Here is an 834-nt window from a genome sequence, read left to right on the forward strand (position 1 = left end):
CATAAGACCAGAACAGAGTAAATCTGTTAAGGCAGGTGCGGAACCCCGCAAGGGAAAGAAGCAGAAACCCAAATCGTGAGGTTTGGGAATCGCCGTCCGTTTTACGGCGGTGAGGATGTCAATATTAGTTGTTTTTTTTCGAGATCGAGCTAGACTTAATTAACCTGTTACACAATCAAAGCTCAAGCTTGCCAACGGCTAATAGAGTTAATTTTGGCCGCTAACTTGCCCTCTGTCAATCGACTTTTTCGATGAGCGGCGAAATCGATTTGACGACGTTTATGATCCTTGGCATCATCTCCGGACGACCAGCTACTGTTCCGGCGTTCCGACGTTGGCCAAAACCAGAGACTTCCTACCCCACCATTAAGATAACTGCTAGATTAGCTGACCAATTTTGTTTAGCTGTTAATTTTTGTAAAAAAAACCTCGTCTGTATCCTATTGTACAGATAGACTAAAAATAGCTAGAAAAAGCAGTTAGATCGGCAAGAGGGAAAAGGTAAAAACCCTGACTGGAAGATGACGGGTAAATACGCAAATAATCCTGAATTACCGCTCTAAAATTGGCTTTACCGACAGCGAGAGACCAGATTAATCAGGGAAATATCGTCAGATAAACTAATCAATATAGCTTCTTAGGTGTCTGGGAGTGAAAAAAGACAGAGAACGGAGTCTTTCTAGTTTCTATCTCAAGGTCGCGAGAGGACTCCCGTTAGAGCCGCCCTTGCTTAACGGGAGATGAATCGCGACCAAAGTGAAACTAACGCGGTAGCGTTTCCACTTTCGAGGAATTTCGCTAGAATACAGAAAGCGGTAAAGCGCGTAAAGTATC

Source organism: Microcystis sp. LSC13-02 (assembly GCA_002282935.1).
In the GTDB taxonomy this organism is placed as follows: domain Bacteria; phylum Cyanobacteriota; class Cyanobacteriia; order Cyanobacteriales; family Microcystaceae; genus Microcystis.